We start from the raw sequence: 18,910 nt of genomic DNA, 5'->3' as shown, positions 1-18,910 counted from the left end.
GAACCAATGCTCGGCAGAGTTGCGCCTCCCGGCTCACCCCGTTCTCGAGTTTTCCGCCGCAACGGCGATCAGCCACGACGGGTGCCGTCCGGCGGTGCCGGGCTCACCGCGACCCGAACCGTCGGCCCTCGCTGTCAGTGCGGCGTGGCAGGATCGGGGGCGTGGCAGAGACAGCATCGAAGAAGACCGACCAGACCCCCAGTGGGACCCGCCCCCGGCTGATGCTCATGGACGGGCACTCGCTGGCCTACCGCGCGTTCTTCGCGCTGCCCGCGGAGAACTTCACGACCGCGACGGGCCAGCCGACGAACGCGATCTACGGTTTCGCGTCGATGCTGGCCAACACCTTGCGTGACGAGGCGCCCACACACTTCGCGGTGGCCTTCGACGTCTCGCGCAAGACCTGGCGCTCCGAGGAGTTCACCGAGTACAAGGCGAACCGCTCCAAGACCCCGGACGAGTTCAAGGGCCAGGTGGAGCTGATCGGCGAGCTGCTCGACGCGATGCACGCGCAGCGCTTCGCCGTCGAGGGCTTCGAGGCCGACGACATCATCGCCACCCTCGCCACCCAGGCCGAGGCCGCGGGCTTCGAGGTCCTGATCGTCACCGGCGACCGTGACTCCTTCCAGCTGGTCACCGAGCACACCACGGTGCTCTATCCGACGAAGGGCGTCTCCGAGCTGACCCGGTTCACCCCGGAGAAGGTTTTCGAGAAGTACGGCTTGACGCCCGCCCAGTACCCCGACTTCGCCGCCCTGCGCGGCGACCCGTCCGACAACCTCCCCGGCATCCCCGGCGTCGGCGAGAAGACGGCCGCGAAGTGGATCAACCAGTTCGGTTCCTTCACCGAGCTGGTGGAGCGCGTCGACGAGGTGAAGGGCAAGGCCGGCCAGAACCTCCGCGACCACCTGGAGTCGGTCAAGCTCAACCGCCGGCTCACCGAGCTGGAGCGCCGGGTCGAGCTGCCGAAGACGGTCGCCGACCTGGAGCGCGCGCCGTACGACCGCAAGAACGTCGCGATGATCCTGGACACCCTGGAGATCCGTAACCCGTCGCTGCGCGAGCGGCTCTACGCCGTCGACCCCGGCGCCGAGGAGACCGAGACCGCGCCGGCCGCCGAGGCGGGTGTGGAGGTGGACGGCACCGTCCTCGGCACCGGCGAGCTGGCCGGCTGGCTCGCCGAGCACGGCTCGCAGGCGCTGGGCGTCGCCACCGTCGACACCTGGGCGCTCGGCACCGGCTCGGTCGCCGAGGTCGCGCTGGCCGCGGGCGGGGGAGCGGCGGCCTGGTTCGACCCCGCCGAGCTGGACGAGGCCGATGAGAACGCGTGGGCGGCCTGGCTGACCGACGCCGCGAGGCCCAAGGTCTTCCACAACGTCAAGGGCGCGCTGCGGGTCTTCGCCGAGCACGGCTGGAGCATCGACGGCGTCACCATGGACACCGCGCTCGCCGCCTATCTGGTCAAGCCCGGCCGCCGCTCCTTCGACCTGGACGCGCTGTCCCTGGAGTACCTGCACCGCGAGCTGGCGCCGGCCGCCGCGGCCGACGGTCAGCTGGCTTTCGGCGCGGACGACGGTGCCGAGGCCGAGGCACTGATGATCCAGGCCCGCGCGATCCTCGACCTGGGCGAGGCCTTCGAGGGCCGGCTCCAGGAGGTCGGCGCGGCGGACCTGCTCCGTGACATGGAGCTGCCGACCTCCGTCCTCCTCGCCCGCATGGAGCGGCACGGCATCGCGGCCGACCGCGCGCATCTGGCAGCGATGGAGCAGATGTTCGCGGGCGCGGTCCAGCAGGCCGTGAAGGAGGCGCACGCGGCGGCCGGGCACGAGTTCAACCTGGGCTCGCCCAAGCAGCTCCAGGAGGTCCTCTTCGGCGAGCTGGCGCTGCCCAGGACCAAGAAGACCAAGACCGGCTACACCACCGACGCCGACGCGCTCGCCTGGCTGGCCGGCCAGACCGAGAACGAACTGCCGGTGATCATGCTCCGCCACCGTGAGCAGGCCAAGCTGCGGGTGACGGTCGAGGGCCTGATCAAGACGGTGGCGGCGGACGGCCGTATCCACACCACGTTCAACCAGACGGTGGCCGCGACCGGCCGGCTCTCCTCCACGGACCCGAACCTCCAGAACATCCCGGTCCGTACCGACGAGGGCCGGGCGATCCGCCGGGGCTTCGTGGTGGGCGAGGGCTTCGAGTCGCTGATGACGGCCGACTACAGCCAGATCGAACTGCGGGTGATGGCCCATCTCTCCGAGGACGAGGGCCTGATCGAGGCGTTCACCTCCGGCGAGGACCTGCACACCACGGTCGCCTCCCAGGTGTTCTCCGTCGACCGCTCGGGCGTCGACGCGGAGATGCGCCGCAAGATCAAGGCGATGTCGTACGGCCTCGCGTACGGTCTGTCGGCGTTCGGCCTCTCCCAGCAGCTGAACATCGACGCCGGCGAGGCCCGCGCCCTGATGGACACCTACTTCGAGCGGTTCGGCGGCGTCCGTGACTATCTGCGCCGGGTCGTGGACGAGGCACGGGCGACCGGTTACACGGCGACGCTCTTCGGCCGCCGCCGCTACCTCCCCGACCTCAACAGCGACAACCGCCAGCGCCGCGAGGCGGCCGAGCGGATGGCGCTCAACGCGCCCATCCAGGGCACCGCGGCGGACATCGTCAAGATGGCCATGCTGAAGGTGGACGGCGCGCTGCGCGAGGCGGACCTGAAGTCCCGGATGCTCCTCCAGGTCCACGACGAAATCGTCCTGGAGATCGCGCCCGGCGAGCGCACCGAGGTCGAGGCGGTCCTCCGCCGCGAGATGGCCGACGCGGTCCACCTCAGGGCCCCGCTGGACGTCTCGGTCGGCGTGGGCCCGGACTGGGAATCAGCAGCGCACTAGCCTCCGGCGAGAGCCGACAGGGGGCGTTCCCCCGGCAGCCGACAGCGGGCGCCACTCCACGACACCGGTGGAGCGGCGCCCGCCGCCGGTCGTCGGGTCGGCGGCGTCACTCAGCTGGACCCCGCCAGAACGCCCCCGTACCTGGCAGCGGCAAGGATGCGGGCATGGGTATACGCATGCTTCACGGCCGGACGCCCCAGATCAGGCCCCCGGCCAAGGCCCGCTCCGCCGCGGCGCAGGTCACGGCGGCCTCGGCGGCCCCGGCCATGGCACCCGGCGCCAGCTCCGCCCACATCCCCACCGACCTTGCCGTCACCCTGCGCAAAGCGGTCGCCCGCCTCCGGCGCAGACTCCGCACCCGCCCCGACCCGCGGCAGTGGCTGGATCTCGCCCGCAGCTATCTCGCGCTGCTCCTCAACGCCCTCCCCGGCCCTCGCCGCCCCCGCACCATGACCGTCTTCGTGGCGACCCTCACCGAACGGCCGAAGGGTTCCGGCGCACACCGCCGGCCACCGGCGCCGGACGCCACACCCTGACCGTCACGGCGTACCCCAGCACCCCGAGCAGCAGCCCCGCGCCCGCTCCGAAGAGCACCGTCGGCAGCAGCTCCCAGGGCTTCGCCGTCGAACCCCAGTAGGCCCACCACCGCGTGGCCCGCTGCACCGCGGCCACCAGCGCGCAGCCGGCGATCCCGGCCCCGGCCCACCACCGGTCCCGTACGGACAACAGCGGCACCCCCACCGGCTCCCCGGCCGGGGCCCGCCGCAGCGCACGGAGCACGAACACGGCGAGCACGGCCGCGGCCACCGCCGAAGTGCCGTACTGGAGCAGGGTGTAGAGCGGTACGCCCGCGACGTTCCGGCCGATCGGGGGGATCAGCCGGGTCCCCCAGCGGTCGTGGTGCGTGAACGCGTCCCAGACGACATGGGTGAGCGCGCCGAGCACGGCGGAGACGTACCACCGGGCGGCGACGGAAAGACCAGCTCGCGCGCGTGGCGCCCCACAGCGCAGCAGGGCCGCCGGGCGCCCCTGCCGGGTCCGGGGCAGCAGGGCCACGAGCGGCTCCCGTACCAGCACCCACAGCGCCACCAGCGCCCAGGAGAAGAGCACGTCCACGGTGAAGACACCGGTGAAGGAGTGCGTGAACCCGCCGAACTCCATCGCGTCCGGTACCGCGCTCGCCGCGTAGTAGGTGAGGTCGGGGGAGAAGGACCCGGCGAAGAGCACCGCCGGCACCAGCCGCCCACGCCCGGTCCCGTCACCGCGCACGGCGGGCAGCACGGCGGCGGCATGGCTGAGAGTGAACGGCACCCGGTCTCCCTGGAGCAGTCGTCGGCCGGAGCGCCGAACAAGCGATCGCGTACGACAAGTATCCGCGACACCACCATCGTTCAACGGGTAATGGCCAACTGGTGAAAATCGGGCACCGCCGGGTGTCCGCGGAATGGAAGTTGTCGTAGTGTCGCCTGGGTCGCCGCCCCGGCGTGAACCACGGATGCGCTACCTCACCACACGAAAGAGGTAACAGGGGGCAACCACAGCACCAGGTCAACCGTCACACCAGAGGCGAGCAGACAGACGGAGACGGGCGCTCAGAAGGCGCCCATGGGAGGGGTTCACCTTATGGCGGCGCAATTCGGCAGGCGGCTGCGCAAGGGAGCGGCGACGACCGCCGCGGCCGCGTTGGCGGTAGCGGCTCTGTCCGCGTCCCAGGCACCGGGCGCGACGGGCGGCGACACGGGCCGGCAGGCGAACGCCGGTGCCAGCGCCTCCGCGTCCGACGGAGCCGGCGCGGCCGACGGCGCCACCGGCAACTCGCCGTACTACACGGACCTGCCGCCGCTCAACAGCCCGAACCCCAGCGCCAGTCCCACCGCCTCCTCGCCGAGCGTCGGCACCGCCGTCTCCCGGGACGCGGCCGAAGCCGGCATACCCGCCACCGTCCTCGACGCCTACAAGAAGGCCGAGGCGGAGCTGCGCGGCTCCAAGCCGGGCTGCAACCTGCCCTGGCAGCTGCTCGCCGCCATCGGCAAGGTGGAGTCCGGGCAGGCCCGCGGCGGCGACGTCGACGCCGAGGGCAACACCCTGCACCGGATCCTGGGCCCGCAGCTCGACGGCAACGGCTTCGCGCTCATCCAGGACACCGACGGCGGCCAGTACGACGGCAACAGCCAGTACGACCAGGCCGTCGGCCCCATGCAGTTCATCCCCTCGACCTGGGCGTGGGCGGGACGCGACGGCAACGGCGACGGCGTCAAGGACCCCAACAACGTCTACGACGCGGCGCTCGCCGCCGGCCACTACCTGTGCCGCAACGGCTGGGACCTGTCCGTCCAGGCCGACATGAACAGCGCGATCCTCAGCTACAACAACTCGCAGGACTACCTCAACCTGGTGCTGTCCTGGTACGAGTTCTACCGCAAGGGCACGCACTCGGTCCCGAACGGCACCGGCACCGTGCCCGGCCACCGCAGCGACGACGACAAGCCCGGCAGCGGTTCCGGCTCCAGCGGCTCCAACGGCTCCAGCGGTCCCAGCGGCTCCCCGACGCCCAGTGCGCCGGCCACCCCGAAGCCCAACGAGCCCAAGCCGGGCGGCCCGAGCACGACCCCGACCCTGCCGCCCACGGCCACCGACACCGTGGACCACCTGGAGGACGCGGGTACCGCCGAGCTCACGGCGATGGCAGGCCACGCGTTCACCAAGAAGATCAGCACACGCGCGGAGACCAAGGCGGGCCGGATCGTCGCCAAGGTCCGGGTCCGGTTCACCATCGTCGGCGACACGGACGCGACCTTCACCGGCGGCGAGAGCGTCGCCACGGTCACCACCGACAGCAAGGGCGTCGCGGTCGCACCGGCGCTCCAGGCGGGCGAGAAGACCGGTGACTTCACGGTCCGCGCCGGCGTGGTGGGCCGTACGGCCAAGGGCGTCGACTACGCGGCGAGTGTCACCGCGCGCGCCGCCGACACCGTCGCCCTCGCCAACACCACCGCGCCGACCAGCACCCCCGGCGCCGAATTCACCGACCAGGTGCGGGCGAAGGCCACCTACCAGGGCGCCGTCGCCGACCAGGTCGCCGCCACCGCCACGCTCGTCAAGTCGGCGGACGACGCCACCGAGAACGACAAGGGCCCGTACTTCAAGGACGCGAACGGCGACCCCGTCCGGACCCTCACCGACCTCAAGACGGACGAGAACGGCCTGCTCACGCTGCCCAAGCTGTACGCGGACGACACCACCGGCACCTTCCTGCTCCGCATCACCACCACCGGCGGTGCGACCCTCACCGTCGAACTGACGGTCGCCGCGGCCGACAGCTCACCGAGCCCGTCGCCGAGCCCGTCCGCGTCCGAGTCCGCGTCGGCCTCCGCCTCCCCGAGCGCCTCGGCCACCCCCTGATCCACGGTCGTACGACCACCAGGGCGCCCTCCCGCCGACGCGGGACGGCGCCCTTCGGCGTCGTACGACCTGTTCTCATCTCACCCTCCCGTTGCTACGGTGCCCGGACCTGACGCTCCATCAGGAAGACCGTCGGGAAACAGTCGGCCGTCGGGAGGCCCCGCATGCGTGCCCTGATCGCCGCCGCGACCGGTCTCGCCCTCGCGCTGGTCCTGGTCGTCACGATCAGCGCCCTGGGGTCGCCGGCCGGGACGACGTCCCCCAAGCCGCTGCTCACGACGGTGCCGTCACATCCGTAACCGCCGCCCCGGGAGGCCGAGATGCGCCGCAAGGCCAGTCTGGTCCTGCTCGCCTGCGCCGTGTTCTTCGCGGCACTGTCCCCGCTGCTGCGCTGGTACGCCTTCCCGCGCCTGGCCAAGATCCCCGCCAACCAGTACCAGGACATGGTCCTGGAGGCGAAGGACGCCACGCTCCTCGACTACGGCACCATGAAGGCGAAGAAGGTCCCGAAGGTCACCATCGTGCAGACCCTCAAGGGCGATGTGGCGGCCGCGAAGAAGATCGAGAAGACGGCGGGACGGGACGTCGTCGTCTGGGACGGCCTGTCCTACGTCCAGGGCCCCGACGGCAAGATGGTCTCCGAGATCCCCGAGCGCTACATCTTCGACGCCCACAGCCAGGAACCCGTCCACGCCACCGGCGAGATGGTCGACGGCGACCCGGTGAAACGGGACGGCATCGAGTTCAAGTGGCCGTTCCTGACCGAGAAGCGGGACTACGAGTACTTCGACGCGCAGACCCGCACCACCAACCCCATCCACTACAAGGGGACGCAGACCTTCCGGGGCGTCGAGGTCTACTACTTCGAGCAGACCATCCCCTGGACCAAGGTCCCCATGCCCAAGAAGATGCCGGTGCGGGGCATCACCCCCGAGACGGTAGCCAAGACCGGCACCACCCGCTGGTACACCACGGTCCGCAGGTTCTGGGTCGAGCCCGTCACCGGGGCACCCGTCTACGGCGAGGAGATCCACAAGGAGGAACTGCGCGGCGGCACCCTGCTGGGCGGCCGCGCCAAGGTCACGGCCTTCGCCGGCGACGTGAAGATGCGCGAGGACTACATCGAGCACACGGTCGCCCTGGTCAAGCAGAACCGCACCCTCGTCCTGATGCTGACCTCCTACCTCCCGTGGGGCTTCCTCTCCCTCGGCATCGCGCTGCTCGCCCTCGCCCTCTGCCTGGAAGCCTTCGGCCGCCGCCCGGCCGACCCGGAACCGGCCGCGTCCGCGGTCCCGGAACCGGTCAGCGCCTGAGCCGCGCGTTGGTGTGCCGGGTGGGCTCGGCGGCCGCCGGGTCCTCGGGCCAGGGGTGCTTCGGATAGCGACCGCGCAGTTCGGCCCGCACGCCCTTGTACCCGTCCCGCCAGAAGGAGGCGAGGTCGGCGGTGACGGCGGCGGGGCGCCCGGCGGGCGACAGCAGATGCACGAGCACCGGCACCCCGGCCACGGCCGGTGACTCCTGCGCCCCGAACATCTCCTGCACCTTCACGGCGAGCACGGGCTGCTCGGGGTTCCCGTAGTCGACCCGGATCCGCGACCCGCTGGGTACGACGATCCGCTCGGGCGCCAGCTCGTCGAGCCGGCCCGCCTCGCCGCTCGCCCACGGCAGCAGCCGCCGCAGCGCCTCCCCGGCGTCGATCCGCCCGAGGTCGGCCCGGCGCCGGGCCCGGCCGAGCTCCGGTTCCAGCCACTCGTCCACGCGCGCGTGCAGCGCGTCTTCGGAGACGTCGGGCCAGGGCTCCCCGAGGCGCAGCCGCAGGAACGCGAGGCGCTGCCGCAGTACGGCCGCGTCGGGCGTCCACCGCAGCAGGCCGAGCCCCTCCTGCCGCAGCCCGTCGAGGAGCGCGGCGCGGACGAGGGCCGGGTCGGCGTTCCGCAGCGGCCGCACCACGAGCTCGATCGCGCCGAGCCGCTCCACGCGCCGCGCGACCACGTCCCCGTCGGCCCAGCGGACCTCCTGGTCCTCGGAGTACAGCGACGCGGCCGCCGACCTGGCCGTGGCCTCGTCCACCACCGCGGCGAGCCGCACACGCGCGTGCCCTCTGCCGAGGGGGCGGTCCGCGACGGCCACCGAGAGCCAGGGGGCGCCGCGCAGCGGGCTGCCGTCGGCGAGCTCGGCCCGGGTGCCGGAGGCCATGAGATACGAGCCGCCGTCGGCCTTGGCGACGCGCTCGGGAAAGGCGAGAGCGGCGACGAGTCCGACCCTGCGGTCGTTGACCGAGCGATCGCCCACCGTGCCGGCCTTGGTGTGCCGGTCGTCCGCTGTGCCGGGAGACGTGCCCTGGTCGGCCGCCCGGAGTCGGCGTACCTCCGCGAGCCATCGGCCGGCGTAGGCGTCGCCGCCGCGCCGGGCCGCCCGCAGCGCGCCCGCCAGGTCGTCCCCGTACTCCCGCGGCGGCTCCTCGCTCAGCAGCGCGACCGCCTCGGCACTCCCGCCGGGGCCGTCCAGCAACGCCCGGCCCAGCCGCGGATGCACCCCCAGCCGGGCCAGCCGCAGCCCCCGTTCGGTGGCCCGTCCGGCGGGGTCGACCGCCCCGATCGCCGTCAGCACCTCCCGCGCCGCCGCCATCGCCCCGCCCGGCGGCGGATCCAGCAGCGCCAGCCCGGCGGCCCCGGGATCACCCCAGCAGGCCGTCTGGAGGGCGAACGCCGTCAGATCGGCCACCTTGATCTCCGGCGCCGGAAAGGCGGTCAGACGAGCGTCCTCGGCCTCGGACCAGCAGCGGTACACCGCTCCCGGTGCCTCCCGCCCGGCACGGCCCGCCCGCTGCCGCCCGGCCGCCCGAGACGCCCGTACCGTCGCCAGCGCGCTCAGCCCGCGCGCGTGGTCGACCCGCGGCTCCCGCGCCAGCCCGGAGTCGACGACCACCCGCACCCCGGGGACGGTGAGCGACGACTCGGCGACCGCCGTGGCCAGGACCACCCGGCGCCGCTCCCCGGGTGCCAGCACCGCGTCCTGCACGGACGCCGGTGCCCGGCCGTGGACCTGAAGCACCGCCACGTCCCCCAGGTCGCCCAGCTGGCCCGCCACCCGGGCGATCTCGCCCACGCCCGGCAGGAAGCACAGCACGTCCCCCGGCCGCTCGGCCAGCGCCCGCCGCACCACCGACGCCACATGCGTCAGCAGCGCCGGGTCCACCCGCATCCCGTGCGGCGGCCGCACCGGCCGCACCGGCGGGGCCCACACCACCTCCACCGGGTACGACACGCCGTCCGCCTCGACCACCGGCGCACCGCCCAGCAGCCGCGCCCACCCCTGCGCGTCCGTGGTCGCCGAGGCGGCCACCAGGCGCAGCTCCGGGCGGAGCGTCTCGCGAACGTCCCAGAGGAAGGCCGCCACCGTGTCGGCGTCCAGATGCCGCTCGTGGCACTCGTCCAGGACGACGACATCCACGCCCGAAAGCTCCTGGTCGCGTTGCAGGCGCTGCAACAGCACACCGGTCGTGACGACCTCCACGCGCGCGCGTGGGCCCACGACGCGTTCGCCGCGCACGGTGTAGCCGACGCTGCGCCCGACCTGCTCACCGAGCAGCCAGGCCATCCGGCGGGCCGCCGCGCGCGCCGCGATCCGGCGTGGCTCGGCCACGACCACCCGCCGCGCGGGCCGCCCGCCGTCCAGCAGCCCGGCCAGCGCCAGTGGCACCAGCGTCGTCTTGCCGGTGCCGGGGGGTGCCACCAGGACGGCGGTGCCGGGCCCGGCCAGGGCGTCGTCCAGACCGGGCAGGGCCTGTCGTACGGGCAGCGCGTCCAGGGCGTCGTAACGGATCACGGCTCTAGTGTCTTACGGCCGCCGAAAGTGCATTACGGCCGCCGAGACGTCCCCACGCGCGCGTGCGCTTGCGCGCGTTCCTTTGTACGAGCTGCCGGCAGCTCGTACAAAGGAGCTGCCGGCAGCTCGTACAAAGGCAGCTCGTACAAAGGCAGCTCGTACAAAGGCGCCGGCAGCTGTCCGAGCCGCCGGCGGCTCAGGTCCGCTCGCACACGAAGATCGCGGTCCCCGGCACGAGGCTGCCCCGCAGCGGCGACCAGCCGCCCCATTCGGCCGTGTTCCAGGCCGGCCACTCCGGCTCCACCAGATCGACCAGCCGCAGGTCCGCGGAGACGATGTCCCGGACCCGGTCGCCGAGCGTGCGGTGGTGCTCGACGTACACCGCGTGGCCGTCCTCGGCCTGCTCGACGTAGGGCGTGCGGTCGAAGTAGGAGGCGGAGACCGTGAGGCCCTCGGGGCCCGGCTCGTCCGGGAACGCCCAGCGGACCGGGTGCGTCACGGAGAAGACGAAACGGCCCCCCGGCCGCAGCACCCGCCGCACCTCGCGCAGCACCAGGCGCGGGTCGGCGACGAAGGGGAGCGCGCCGTACGCCGAGCACGCCAGGTCGAAGGAGCCGTCGGCGAAGGGCAGCGCGCCGGCGTCGGCACAGACGAGAGGAAACGATCCGCCGATGCGCAGCGCGTGCTGGAGCTGGCGGTGCGAGAGATCCAGGGCGACCGGACGGGCGCCCTGGGCGGCCAGCCAGCGCGAGCACTGGGCCGCGCCGGCGCCGATCTCCAGGACGTCCTTGCCCTTGAGGTCCTCCGGCGGTCCGAGCAGTTCCGCCTCCACCTCGTCGAGGCCCTCGGGACCCCACACGAAACGGTCGTCGCCCAGGAACGTGCCGTGCTCGACCTGGTACTCGTCTGCGTTGCGGTCCCACCAGCCCCGGTTGGCGCGGCTGCTCTCCGTGACCCCGGCGGCACGCCGGGTGGCTTCGGGCTCGGCCGCTGTTCCGGTCTGTGATCCGGCCTCTTCGAGGTCGAACGAATCGGGCTCTTGGATGATCGGCTCCCTCGTCGTACTCTTCCGTGCAACCCGTTCAGGGGGGGGTGTCACGGAGGAGGTCTGTCAGGCCTGCGTGGCCTCACGGGACGGCTTTTGTGCCGGGTATGCGGCGATCCGCCCCGGGTGTGCGCCTTCGCGCATTGACCCTGTCCGGCTGCCCCCGTATGCTACAAGTTGCGCTGCGGGCCTGCGCACCTCAGACCTAGCAGGCTGCGCTCGCATCTGTTGTATGTCCCCTCGGTTCTCGAGGCGCCACCAGTGGTTCAGGTGGCGCTTCCTAGGCTGTCCGGCTTCTTCAGAGCGAAACAGGCTCCCGGCGTAAGCAGTACCTACGACTTCAATGTCCGTACCGGAGCCCTTTCTCACATGACGAGCAGCACCGAGACCACCGCCACCACCCCGCAGGTAGCGGTCAACGACATCGGTAACGAGGAAGCTTTCCTCGCCGCGATCGACGAGACGATCAAGTACTTCAACGACGGCGACATCGTCGACGGCGTCATCGTGAAGGTCGACCGGGACGAGGTCCTGCTCGACATCGGTTACAAGACCGAAGGTGTAATCCCGAGCCGCGAGCTCTCGATCAAGCACGACGTCGACCCCAACGAGGTCGTCGCCGTCGGTGACGAGATCGAGGCCCTTGTTCTCCAGAAGGAGGACAAGGAAGGCCGCCTGATCCTCTCGAAGAAGCGCGCCCAGTACGAGCGTGCCTGGGGCACCATCGAGAAGATCAAGGAAGAAGACGGGATCGTCACCGGTACCGTCATCGAGGTCGTCAAGGGTGGTCTCATCCTCGACATCGGCCTCCGTGGCTTCCTCCCGGCCTCCCTGGTCGAGATGCGCCGCGTCCGCGACCTCCAGCCCTACGTGGGCAAGGAGCTCGAGGCCAAGATCATCGAGCTGGACAAGAACCGCAACAACGTGGTCCTGTCCCGCCGTGCCTGGCTGGAGCAGACCCAGTCCGAGGTCCGCCAGACGTTCCTCACGACCCTCCAGAAGGGTCAGGTCCGCTCCGGCGTGGTCTCCTCGATCGTCAACTTCGGTGCCTTCGTGGACCTGGGTGGCGTCGACGGTCTGGTCCACGTCTCCGAGCTGTCCTGGAAGCACATCGACCACCCGTCCGAGGTTGTCGAGGTCGGCCAGGAAGTCACCGTCGAGGTCCTCGACGTCGACATGGACCGCGAGCGTGTCTCCCTGTCGCTGAAGGCGACCCAGGAAGACCCGTGGCAGCAGTTCGCCCGGACCCACCAGATCGGTCAGGTCGTCCCGGGTAAGGTCACCAAGCTGGTTCCGTTCGGTGCGTTCGTCCGCGTGGACGAGGGCATCGAGGGTCTGGTCCACATCTCCGAGCTGGCCGAGCGCCACGTGGAGATCCCGGAGCAGGTCGTCCAGGTCAACGACGAGATCTTCGTCAAGGTCATCGACATCGACCTCGAGCGTCGTCGCATCAGCCTCTCGCTGAAGCAGGCCAACGAGTCCTTCGGTGCCGACCCGGCCTCGGTCGAGTTCGACCCGACCCTGTACGGCATGGCTGCCTCGTACGACGACCAGGGCAACTACATCTACCCCGAGGGCTTCGACCCCGAGACCAACGACTGGCTCGAGGGCTACGAGACCCAGCGCGAGGCGTGGGAGCACCAGTACGCCGAGGCGCAGACCCGCTTCGAGCAGCACCAGCAGCAGGTCATCAAGAGCCGCGAGGCCGACGCTGCCGCTGCCGCCGAGGGTGGCGAGGCTGCCGCTCCGGCCGCTTCGGGTGGCGGTTCGTACTCCTCCGAGGGTGCGGACACCTCCGGTGCGCTGGCCTCTGACGAGGCGCTGGCCGCGCTGCGCGAGAAGCTCGCGGGTGGCCAGAGCTGAACGCCAGCCGCTGGGCTTGACTAGCCGGTGACTGAGGGGCCGTACCTTTCGAGGTACGGCCCTTCAGCGTTTTCCCGGGGGCGTTCGCGCGCGTGCGCGGGCCCGCTGTGGCCGACCGCGCAGTCCCCCGCGCCCCCTGCGGGGCGCTTCACTTCCCGTTCGCAGAAACGTGTGGGATACACGAGTAACCGTTGAGCCGTAACGCGGCGCTGGGACGCTTCCCCGGTCTTCGTTCAAGATCGGGAGAGGAGCCCAGGCATGGCACAGCCTCAGTACAGGTCAGGGACGAGCCGGCGGACCTTCCTGCGCAACGTCGGTCTCACCGGCGGCGCCGGCACCATGCTCGCCACCATGGGAGCCCTCGGCCTCGCGCCCACCGCCCAAGCCGCCCAGCGCGAACAGCCCTTCCGGGCGCCCGGCGCAAGCGACTTCACCCTCACCGGGCGCGCCGCGGCCAGGGTCGTCGTCCTCGGCGGCGGCATCGCCGGCCTCGCCACCGCGTACGAACTGGGCAAGGCCGGCTACGACTGTACGATCCTGGAGGCCAGGGACCGTACCGGCGGACGCAACTTCACCGTGCGTGGCGGCGACACGACCACGGACCTCTACGGCCATACGCAGACCGCGCGGTTCGCCGAAGGCCACTACATGAACGCCGGGCCGGCCCGCATACCGCAGTGGATGATCACCCTCGACTACTGCCGCGAACTCGGCGTCCCCATCGAGGTGTTCACGAACACCAACGCCGACGCCTACCTCTACAACGAGTCCGCCGGCATGACGAAGCCCGAGCGCTACCGCACCGCCAAGGCCGACGTGTACGGCTACGTCGCGGAGTTGCTCGCCAAGGCCACCGACAAAGGCGCCCTGGACAAGGAGTTGACGGCCACCGACCAGGAGCGGCTCGTCGAGTTCCTCAAGGACTGGGGCGAACTCGGCGACAAGCTGACGTACGAGGGCGGCGAGCGGCGCGGATACACGACCGTACCGGCCGCCGCCGGCACTCCCGGCGTGCTTCTCGGCGATGTCCCGGCCGCCTCCGAGGTGTTCGCGAGCGGCGTCGGACGCTACTTCTCCTTCGAGTTCGGCTTCGACCAGGCGATGCTGATGTTCCAGCCGGTCGGCGGCATGGACCGGATACCCAAGGCGCTCACCCGCGCGATCGGCGCCCACCGCATCCGTACCGGAGCCGTCGTCTCCAGGATCACCGACAAGGGCGACGGCGTCACCGTGACCTACACCCAGGGCGGCCGTACCAAGGCCGTCGACGCCGACTACTGCGTGGCCGCCATGCCGCCCAACATCCTCGCCAAGGTTCCGCACAACCTGGGCTCCGGCGTGCAGAGCGCCCTGGCGGCCGTCACCCCGTCGTCCGCAGCCAAGATCGGCCTCGAATACCGCTCCCGCTGGTGGGAACTGGACCACCGCATCTACGGCGGCATCACCGAGACCGACCAGGACGTCACCCACATCTGGCATCCCTCGTACGGCTTCCACGGCCAACGGGGCGTCCTCATCGGCTACTACAACTACGACACCGACGCGGACTCCTACGCCGAACTCACCCCGGCCCGACGCGAACAGCGCGCGGTGGCCGCCGGCGTGAAGATCTTCGGCGACAAGTACCGCACCGAGCTGGTCTCCTCCTTCTCCCACCACTGGCGCCAGACCCCCCATCTGGAGGCCGCCTGGCACGACACCCCCGGCGGTCCCGACGACGTGCGCTACAAGCCGCTCAACGAGCCCACCGGCCGCGTCTACTTCGCCGGCGACTGGCTCAGCTACACGGACGCCTGGCAGCACGGCGCGTTCAGCTCCGCGCGAAAGGCGGTCACGGCACTGCACGCGCGCGTGCTGTCCGCGTAGGGCGCGACAGGGCGGGGCCCGCACGGGCACTTGGGCGCGTCCTTCGGCAGGAGAAGGGAGTCCTTCGGCATGAGAAGAAGGGTCTTCGGCAGGAGAAGAGCGTCCTTCGGTACGAGAAGAGCGTCCTTCGGCATGAGAAGAAGGTGAGTGGTCGGATCATCGCAGGGGCGGCGGGAATGCCCGCCGCCCCTGCCACGTTGTGCCCTAGGAACACGAGGAGGAGCGGTCACAGTGCTTGATCCGCAGGGTTTGTACGCATGGGAGCCGAAGGGCCTCGCCGTGGTGGACGTGGCGCTGGCCCAGGAGTCGGCCGGTCTTGTCATGCTCTACCACTTCGACGGATACATCGACGCGGGCGAGACCGGCGACCAGATCGTCGACCGGCTCCTCGACTCGCTGCCCCACCAGGTCGTCGCCCGCTTCGACCACGACCGGCTCGTGGACTACCGGGCGCGCCGCCCGCTGCTTACCTTCAAGCGGGACCGCTGGACCGAGTACGAGGAGCCCAGCATCGAGGTCCGGCTGGTCCAGGACGCCACGGGCGCGCCGTTCCTGCTGCTGTCCGGCCCCGAGCCGGACGTCGAGTGGGAGCGCTTCGCCGCGGCCGTACGGCAGATCGTGGAGCGGCTCGGTGTCCGGCTGTCCGTGGACTTCCACGGCATTCCCATGGGCGTTCCGCACACCCGTCCCGTCGGTCTCACGCCGCACGGCAACCGCACCGACCTCGTCCCGGGCCACAGCAGCCCCTTCGACGAGGCCCAGGTGCCCGGCAGCGCCGCGTCGCTGCTCGAATACCGCCTCATGGAGTCCGGCCACGACGTCCTGGGCGTCGCCGCGCACGTCCCGCACTACATCGCCCGCTCCGCCTACCCCGATGCCGCCCTGACCGTCCTGGAGGCCATCACGGGCGCCACCGGTCTCGTGCTCCCGAGCATCGCGCACGCCCTGCGCACGGACGCGTACCGCACGCAGACGGAGATCGACCGCCAGATCCAGGAGGGCGACGAGGAACTCACCGCCCTGGTCCAGGGCCTTGAGCACCAGTACGACGCCGCCGCGGGCGCCGAGACCCGGGGCAACATGCTGGCCGAGCCGGTGGAGATCCCCTCGGCGGACGAGATCGGCCTGGAGTTCGAGCGCTTCCTCGCGGAGCGAGAGGGCGACAACTGAATCGCCCTCCGGGGCCTCCACCGGACCCGACGGGCCTTGAACCAGCGCCGGTTCAGTGGGGTCCGGGTCCGCTGGGGACCAAGCGGGTCCGCTCGGGAGCAAGGCCGGCCGGGGCCGGTGTCGGTGGCAGGGCCTAAGCTTCGGGGCATGCTGAAAGTGGGCCTCACCGGCGGGATCGGCGCCGGCAAGAGCGAGGTGTCGCGGCTGCTCGTCGGGCACGGCGCGGTGCTGATCGACGCGGACCGCATCGCGCGTGAGGTCGTCGAGCCGGGAACCCCCGGTCTGGCGGCCGTCGTCGAGGCCTTCGGGCCGGACGTGCTCGCCGCCGACGGCAGCCTGGACCGGCCGAAGCTGGGCTCGATCGTCTTCGCCGACCCCGAGAAACTCGCCGTACTGAACTCGATCGTGCACCCCCTGGTCGGGTCCCGCTCCCGCGAGCTGGAGAACGCGGCCGCCGCCAACGCGGTGGTGATCAACGACGTACCGCTCCTCGCGGAGAACGGCCTCGCACCGTTCTACGACGTCGTGGTCGTCGTGGACGTCACCCCCGAGACCCAGCTCGACCGGCTGACACGGCTGCGGGGGATGACCGAGGAGGACGCACGCGCGCGCATGGCCGCGCAGGCGACGCGCGAGAAGCGCCTGAAGATCGCCGACATCGTGATCGACAACGACGTGCCCCTTGACGTGCTCGAACAGCGGGTCGCCGAGGTGTGGGCCGACCTCGTACGCCAGGCACGGGAGGCGGGTTCGAATTAGCGGCCATGCGTCTTCGAAATAGCGGGCACCCGTCCGGGCGTTGAACCGCTTCAGTGAGGGAAGGACTTTGCCGTGCCCGAGACCAGCGGTTCGACCGGACGTACTCCGGAGACGCATGTCATCGACTTCCGTGCCGCGGAGCAACTGCTCAACGCACGGGACCCGCGGGGTGCGGTGAAACTGCTCGACCGAGTGATCGCCGCACACCCCGAGAACACCGCCGCCCGGCTGCTGCGCGCGCGAGCCTTCTTCGCCGCCGCGCAACTGCGCCCCGCCGAGCTGGAGTTCACCATTGTCCTGGAGCGCGAGCCGGACAACGCATTCGCGCACTTCGCGCTCGCCCGCACCTACCAACGCCAGGGCCGCGCCGACCTCGCGATACGCCACTTCCGGCTGGCGGCCGCCCTGGACCCGAACCCCGAGTACCTGAAGGCAGCCCGCTTCGACGACGCCGGGTGAGCGGACAACTCCCCAGGGCAGCCGGGTTCGCCGGCGCGAGACCGGGTGCTCTCCAGGGCCGCCCGGTCCGTGGGCGGGTACGCCGACGTCCGCACAGGGTCACCCCACTTCGTGGGCGGGGGAGCGGACGTTCAGCTGAACCGCCCGGTTCGTGGGTGGGGGAGCGGATGATCAGCTGAACCGCCCGGCTCGTGGGTGGGAGCGCCGATGATCAGCCGGGTCGACGGGGTCGCCGGGGTCGACGGCGCGTGAGTGGACGGCCGCTCACGGGTGGCCGTGGCCGTGCTGCGGCGGGTGCCGTAGCCGCCGCGGGCCGCTGTCCACCGGCCGGTACGGCGGCACATCACGGCCCGGCTGATAGTGCGGGCCCTGCCTGATGTGCCGGAGGATCATGGTCATGTCGGCGGTGGCCACCAGCCACAGCACCCCGCAGGCGGCCGCCCAGCCGGGACGGCCGACGAGCGCAAACGCCGCCGTGCCGAAGATCGCCCAGAGCACGCCCCACACACTCAGCCACAACCGCGCCCGCAGCGCACTGCGCGCGGTCGCCGGTTCACTGCCCGTACGCATCATGGATCACCACTCCTCCTTGCAACGTACTCTTCGACCAGGACGTTCACCAAGGGGGACCCCGCCGTGCTGCCGGACGCCGACGACCTGCCCGACCTGCTCCTCGACCTCGCCGTGCCGCATGAGGACATCAACGCGGTGGTGGCCCTGCGGCGGACCGTGACCGCCGATCCCGGAGTGCTGCGGCTGCTCGCCGAATGCGCCGACGAGGTCACCGGCGCCACGGCCGCTCCGGCCGCCACGGCTGCCCCGGCGGCGGCCGACGGCCCGTCCGGGCTCGGTGAGCTCGCCGCCGCCGCTCCGGCCGCACTGGACGGGTACTTCCTGGTCTACGTCTTCCTCGCCGCACTGCCCCACGCCCACGCGTACCACCAGGCGCGAGGCATCCCCGCCGACGTGTCCCGGCGCACGCTCGCCGACCTGGGGCGCGGTATGACGCTGCACCGCAGGCGCCACGGCAGGGGAGGACTGTCGGCCGTCCAGGCGTCCTGGCTCATCCGCCACTTCCGCGGCGAGCTGTACCAGCTGGGCCGGCTGCAGTACGAGCGGGCCCGGCTCGGCGAGCGCACGGCACGGGCGGTCACGGCGACCGCGTCGGGCTCGTCCGGGACCGTGGCTCCGGGGCAACCCTGCCTGAACCTGCACATACCCGACTACCGCGGGCCGCTGACCCCCGTCGCCTGCGACCGCTCGCTGGCCCTGGCACGGGAGTTCTTCCCCCGGTACTTCCCCGAGGAGGAGTACGGGGTCGCGACCTGCCACTCCTGGCTGCTCGACCCGCAGCTGAGGCGGTACCTGCGAGCGGACTCGAACATCGTCCGCTTCCAGGACCGGTTCCGGCCCGGCCACGAGGACACCGAACCGGTCGACACCACAGCGGTCCAGTTCGTCTTCGGCGACCCGGACCTGCCGGTACAGGACCTGCCCCGGCGTACGTCGGTGGAGCGGGCGGTCGGCGACCACCTGCGGGCGGGCGGCCACTGGTACCTCGGACACGGATGGTTCCCCTGGGGAGAATGACGCCACGGCGGGAACGTCCTTACGGGGGTGGGTCGTTGTC

Annotated in this window: 15 protein-coding genes; 11 read left to right on the top strand and 4 right to left on the bottom strand. The window is 71.5% G+C overall.

The window, feature by feature from the left end; genetic code table 11:
• Positions 1-161 precede the first annotated feature (161 nt).
• Together polA and ABZ642_RS13690 are read left to right on the top strand one after the other, a co-directional pair.
• Complete coding sequence (gene polA, locus ABZ642_RS13695; protein WP_360482030.1) at positions 162-2,888, top strand: DNA polymerase I; 2,727 nt, start codon at positions 162-164, stop codon at positions 2,886-2,888.
• Positions 2,889-3,052: 164 nt separating this feature from the next.
• Complete coding sequence (locus tag ABZ642_RS13690; protein ID WP_360482027.1) at positions 3,053-3,424, top strand: hypothetical protein; 372 nt, start codon at positions 3,053-3,055, stop codon at positions 3,422-3,424.
• Here ABZ642_RS13690 and ABZ642_RS13685 read toward each other — a convergent pair.
• Positions 3,360-4,199, bottom strand: coding sequence for a DUF4184 family protein (locus tag ABZ642_RS13685; protein WP_360482024.1), 840 nt, complete (start codon positions 4,197-4,199; stop codon positions 3,360-3,362). The two genes, ABZ642_RS13690 and ABZ642_RS13685, sit on opposite strands and share 65 nt — an antisense overlap.
• Before the next feature lie 312 nt (positions 4,200-4,511).
• Here ABZ642_RS13685 and ABZ642_RS13680 point away from each other — a divergent pair, with 312 nt between their 5' ends.
• The 3 genes from ABZ642_RS13680 (at position 4,512) to ABZ642_RS13670 (ending at position 7,603) form a co-directional block, all read left to right on the top strand.
• Positions 4,512-6,290, top strand: a complete 1,779-nt coding sequence (locus tag ABZ642_RS13680; protein ID WP_360482021.1) for a lytic transglycosylase domain-containing protein — start codon at positions 4,512-4,514, stop codon at positions 6,288-6,290.
• Positions 6,291-6,454: 164 nt separating this feature from the next.
• Complete coding sequence (locus tag ABZ642_RS13675; RefSeq protein ID WP_360482018.1) at positions 6,455-6,589, top strand: SPW_0924 family protein; 135 nt, start codon at positions 6,455-6,457, stop codon at positions 6,587-6,589.
• A gap of 21 nt (positions 6,590-6,610) precedes the next feature.
• The gene (locus tag ABZ642_RS13670; RefSeq protein ID WP_360482015.1) at positions 6,611-7,603 is read left to right on the top strand and encodes a DUF3068 domain-containing protein; all 993 of its coding nucleotides are present in this window, start codon (positions 6,611-6,613) and stop codon (positions 7,601-7,603) included.
• On the opposite strand, the gene hrpB is transcribed toward ABZ642_RS13670, so the two are convergent.
• Together hrpB and ABZ642_RS13660 are read right to left on the bottom strand one after the other, a co-directional pair.
• Complete coding sequence (gene hrpB, locus ABZ642_RS13665; protein ID WP_360482012.1) at positions 7,593-10,118, bottom strand: ATP-dependent helicase HrpB; 2,526 nt, start codon at positions 10,116-10,118, stop codon at positions 7,593-7,595. The genes ABZ642_RS13670 and hrpB overlap by 11 nt on opposite strands.
• 196 nt (positions 10,119-10,314) lie before the next feature.
• Positions 10,315-11,217 (bottom strand): class I SAM-dependent methyltransferase, encoded by a 903-nt coding sequence (locus ABZ642_RS13660; RefSeq protein WP_360482009.1) that lies wholly within the window; start codon positions 11,215-11,217, stop codon positions 10,315-10,317.
• Between the two features lie 315 nt (positions 11,218-11,532).
• Here ABZ642_RS13660 and rpsA point away from each other — a divergent pair, with 315 nt between their 5' ends.
• The 5 genes from rpsA (at position 11,533) to ABZ642_RS13635 (ending at position 17,280) form a co-directional block, all read left to right on the top strand.
• Positions 11,533-13,026 (top strand): 30S ribosomal protein S1, encoded by a 1,494-nt coding sequence (rpsA, locus tag ABZ642_RS13655; protein ID WP_067125571.1) that lies wholly within the window; start codon positions 11,533-11,535, stop codon positions 13,024-13,026.
• A gap of 258 nt (positions 13,027-13,284) precedes the next feature.
• Positions 13,285-14,892, top strand: a complete 1,608-nt coding sequence (locus tag ABZ642_RS13650; protein WP_360482006.1) for an FAD-dependent oxidoreductase — start codon at positions 13,285-13,287, stop codon at positions 14,890-14,892.
• 231 nt (positions 14,893-15,123) lie between these two features.
• Positions 15,124-16,062, top strand: a complete 939-nt coding sequence (locus ABZ642_RS13645; protein ID WP_360482003.1) for a PAC2 family protein — start codon at positions 15,124-15,126, stop codon at positions 16,060-16,062.
• A gap of 147 nt (positions 16,063-16,209) precedes the next feature.
• Positions 16,210-16,821 carry a dephospho-CoA kinase gene (gene coaE / locus ABZ642_RS13640; protein ID WP_360482000.1) on the top strand — a complete coding sequence of 204 codons (612 nt, stop codon included), beginning with the start codon at positions 16,210-16,212 and terminating at the stop codon, positions 16,819-16,821.
• Between the two features lie 72 nt (positions 16,822-16,893).
• Positions 16,894-17,280, top strand: coding sequence for a tetratricopeptide repeat protein (locus ABZ642_RS13635; RefSeq protein ID WP_360481997.1), 387 nt, complete (start codon positions 16,894-16,896; stop codon positions 17,278-17,280).
• Positions 17,281-17,544: 264 nt separating this feature from the next.
• Here the strand turns inward: ABZ642_RS13635 and ABZ642_RS13630 are convergent, their stop codons facing one another.
• Entirely contained in the window at positions 17,545-17,850 is a 306-nt protein-coding gene (locus tag ABZ642_RS13630) for a DUF6343 family protein (RefSeq protein ID WP_360482487.1), read from the bottom strand.
• Between the two features lie 66 nt (positions 17,851-17,916).
• Between ABZ642_RS13630 and ABZ642_RS13625 the strand changes: the two genes are divergently transcribed.
• Positions 17,917-18,870, top strand: a complete 954-nt coding sequence (locus ABZ642_RS13625; protein ID WP_360481994.1) for an acyltransferase domain-containing protein — start codon at positions 17,917-17,919, stop codon at positions 18,868-18,870.
• The last annotated feature ends 40 nt before the right edge of the window (positions 18,871-18,910 follow it).

The sequence above is a fragment of the Streptomyces sp. NPDC007157 genome (genome assembly GCF_040634235.1).
Taxonomy (GTDB): Bacteria; Actinomycetota; Actinomycetes; order Streptomycetales; family Streptomycetaceae; genus Streptomyces.
The sequence above is the reverse complement of the archived record's forward strand: the minus strand, read 5'-3'. Positions and strand labels throughout refer to the sequence as shown.